Source organism: Siphonobacter sp. BAB-5385 (assembly GCF_002261125.1).
Classification (GTDB): Bacteria; Bacteroidota; Bacteroidia; order Cytophagales; family Spirosomataceae; genus Siphonobacter.
In genome coordinates this window covers 1-3,863 of record NZ_NMPS01000175.1, presented here as the reverse complement: position 1 = coordinate 3,863, position 3,863 = coordinate 1, and the positions used below count along the sequence as shown (strand labels likewise).

Genomic DNA, 3,863 nt, shown 5'->3' with positions numbered 1-3,863 from the left:
AAAAACCGCCTTTTTCATCCGCAACGCGGTGGCCCAGTGCAGGATGAAAAGAGCGGCGGGCGTGCCGGCATGGAATGCATATGGACTAAATAACCAGCCGTGCTTGTGGGACGAAATACTGACACTGTGATACTAGTTATTGGTTCTTGGAAAATCTTTATAAAGAATGCCTATGGACTAAATGACCAGCCGTCTCAGCGGGACGAAAACTCTTCCTGTTACTAGAATCCTTCGCAAAACTAGTGGCTTTGCGAAGGATCAGTGGATTACTTAAAGAGCAGCGGAGCTAGTTCATGCAAGCTCCGTCGCCAGGTCTGGAATTCGTGTCCGGTATCAGCCGAGACGTAGGAAACGGCGTTGTATCCCGCCTTTTTCAAGTCCTCGGCGGCTTTTTTCACGGCTTCGGGTCTTTCCTTGCTCCCGCAACTGATGAAGAGCAGGTTGGCTTTGGGTTGATCCTTTAATTCTTCCGGCGTATACAATCCACCGCTTAAAAGTCCGTAATAGCCAAACACCTCCGGCTTGTTGAGGGTAATGGTATGCGTTTCCATGCCGCCCATTGATAGTCCGGCCATCGCCCGATTGGAACGGTTGGCCATCGTACGAAAATGGGAATCGACGTACGGAATCAACTCATCGACGAGTACCGTCTGGAAGGGCTCGATCTTGAAATTACGTATCCCTCCCATCCGCACTTCATTCGTCATGCCGTAGGTCATTACAATGATGAAGGGCTTGATTTTGCCCTCGGCAATCAGATTATCCATGATCAGGTTGGCGTGTCCCTGATTACTCCAGGCGGTTTCGTCTTCCCCCCAGCCGTGCTGTAGATACAGTACCGGGTATTTTTTGGACGATTCTTTTTCGTACCCCGGCGGCGTGTAGACAAAAGCCCGACGGGAGGTGTTCGTACTCTTGGATGGAAACAGTACCTGTTGCACGTGCCGTGCGGCACGTCCTTCAGGGCGTAGAAGTCCTGGTCATGAGCGGGAATTTCGATGCCGCTTTCCCAGCGTACGGAGCCGTAGTAGTTCTTCGCCCCCGGATCATTGAATTTTCCTCCGTCAATGTTCACATTGTAGTAGTGGAACCCTTCATCCATGGGCCCACCCGTCGTACCCACCCAAAACCCGTCGTCACTCCTGGAGAGTAGCGTTCCTCCTTTTCCACCCAGGCCCAGACTCACTCGCACACTATCGGCTTTCGGTGCCTTGATCCGAAACCGGGCATAGCCCTGCGAGTTGACCTGCGGATATTCCTGGCCGGGTTGATTTAAGGTAGAAGGTTTGAAATCTTCCTTTACAGTGGTTTGTGAAAAACTGGCGGTCTGGGCCAATGCGTAGGCCAACACGACCGCGATTGTGTTCCGAATCATAGCTTTGTTTTTAGAGGTTATTAAGGTTTACACGAAAAACTTCCCTGGTTCCGTATCAGAAACAAGGGAGGATTTATTTAAACAGTTGGGGTAAGGTTTGAGCGAGATACAACTTACAGTTCATCCAGGTATGGCCACCCGGAACGATGAGGGGCGTCAGATTCAGCTTCTTGCTTTGGAACATGGCAATATTCTGTTTGACGGGTTCATACAGAAAGTCATCCGTACCCACGCTAATGGTAAACAGTTTCAATTGTTTGTTCATCTGCTCCGCATTCGGCGACCAGTTGGTGAAGTTTTTCGCAAACTCTTCCGTGGCCGTGTACGGGGCATAGGAACAGACGTACGCGAACTTATCAGGATTAGTCAGGCCGATGTTAAGCGTTTGGCCGCCCCCCACCGAAAAGCCCGCTACCGCCCGGTTTTTACTGTCTTTGTAAACGGGATAATTCGCTTCCACGAATGGAATAATATCGTTGACCAGGTCTTTGGTAAAATCAGCCATGGGGCTGGGCCGGACGTTTCCGTAGGGCATCACAATCACCATGGGTTTTGCTTTACCCTGGGCAATCAGGTTATCAGCAATCCAGTGAGCCCGTCCCACTTTCGTCCAGGTTTCTTCGGTGTCGGAACCGCCGTGAATCAGGTAAAGGACCGGGTACTTCGTTTTACCGTTGGGGTCGAAACCCGGCGGCGTATAAATCAGTACGTTACGCGTTCGACCGAGCGTTGCCGACGGATAGTAGCGATAACTGATTTTACCGTGGGGTACCTGTTGTAAGGAATGAATCAGCGGCTGATCGCCCGGTACATCGACGATGCTTCGTTTAAAGCGTTCATTGGCAAAGATGTAGGTATTGCTGGGGTCGGCAATCTGAACGCTGTCTACCGAAAAGCTATAGGGATACACGTCAGGCTTCACCGCGGGTACGGTTACACTCCAGATGCCGGCAGTATCCCTGGTCATCGCTACGGGAGCTGCCAGGAATTCACCATTTAACGTAACTTTTTTAGCATTCCGGGAGAAATAGCGAAACGTGATGCGATGATCGGGATGTACGTCGGGAGAACTAATAGCGGGCGGACGCTGAGCCATTCCGGCCAAACTTGATCCCAGCAGTACGGACAGAAGATAAATGACTTTTTTCATAGCGGTAAGCTGCGTCTATTGAAAGAGTAAGGGAGCGGTTTCCGCCACATATTTCTTGACATTCATCCAGGTGTGTCCCCCGTCCGTAATCCGGCTTTTGAAGTTCACGTTTTTCGTCTTCAAATACTCCATGAATTCGAGAGTGCCTTTGTAGAGAAAATCGTCACTTCCGACGCTTACCCAGAGTAGTTTCAGCTGCTTATTGGTTTGGGCTGGGTTACTGGCAATGGTCCGGTAGCTTTTCTCCATTTCGGTGGGCGAGAGGTACGAACTGTAGGCACATACCCAGGCAAAGGTGTCCATGTGACCAAAGGCGGCCCGGAGGGTTTGTCCCCCACCCCGTGAGAAGCCACCGATGGCCCGGTTTTCCCGATTCGCCAGCGTTCGATAATTTTTCTCGATGTAGGGAATGATGTTCTGGATCAGATCGTCGCCGAAAGCGTTCGCCCGATTCACGGCGTCAGCATCGTCGCGTACCACGGGATCGGCGGGTTTGGCCCCGCCCTTCTGTTCCGCTACCCGAGCGGCGATGTTGCCGTAGGGCATCACGATGATCATCGGTTTGGTTTTTCCCTCGGCCAGCAGGTTATCCAGAATCAGATTCGTCCGACCCACTTTGTAGAAAGTTTCCTCCGTATCCGTGGTGCCGCTGATGAGGTAGTATACCGGATATTTTTTAGCAGGATTCTGATCGTATCCCGGTGGTGTATACACGACCAGCGAGCCCGTTGTCCCTTCGACTGAAGGATAATATTCGTACGACACTGTTCCATGCGGTACGTCTTTCAAGGCATGAATCAGCGGTGTATCGCCCGGTACATCAACCAGACTGGCTTTGAAACGCTCGTTCGGGAAGAAGGCCACATTGGCCGGGTCCATAACGGTCACGCCATCGACCTGAAAGCTGTACGGGTAGATGTCAGGCTTAATTGGACCCACCGTCACGCTCCAGATGCCCTGTTCATTTTTCGTCAGGGGGACGGCCGACTTTTCAAACTGTCCACTCAGCTTTACCTCCCGGGCCGTTGGAGCCAGATACCGAAACGTAACCGTGTGATCCGCATGAACCTCGGGCGATACCACCAGCGGTCCCCTCGGTGGCTGGGCCTGAGCAAACCCTATCAGGCCGGGCAGCAATCCGCTGAACAGCCATCGGTTCAGACGGGTTTTGAGGTAATGGTTTTTCATGGATTAAAGGGGTTTAGAGTAAAGAGAGTTTGCAGCTTTATTACAAAAAGCCTGGTTCTTTTGATCTGTTGAAACCTCGTTATTCACCTAGACGGGGTTTGGTCCTTTTTACTGACCGACTAGTAGCCCCTGAGCCTTCCAGGCTGGACC

The 3,863-nt window shown here is 51.6% G+C and carries 2 protein-coding genes and 1 pseudogene; all 3 read right to left on the bottom strand.

Going from position 1 to position 3,863, the window contains the following annotated elements; translation table 11 throughout:
- Window positions 1–266: 266 nt before the first annotated feature.
- Window positions 267–1,375: pseudogene (locus BWI93_RS17370) on the bottom strand (alpha/beta hydrolase-fold protein).
- Window positions 1,376–1,448: 73 nt separating this feature from the next.
- The gene (locus BWI93_RS17365; RefSeq protein ID WP_094813538.1) at window positions 1,449–2,525 is read right to left on the bottom strand and encodes an esterase family protein; all 1,077 of its coding nucleotides are present in this window, start codon (window positions 2,523–2,525) and stop codon (window positions 1,449–1,451) included.
- Between the two features lie 15 nt (window positions 2,526–2,540).
- Window positions 2,541–3,713 (bottom strand): esterase, encoded by a 1,173-nt coding sequence (locus BWI93_RS17360; RefSeq protein WP_094813536.1) that lies wholly within the window; start codon window positions 3,711–3,713, stop codon window positions 2,541–2,543.
- Window positions 3,714–3,863: the final 150 nt, after the last annotated feature.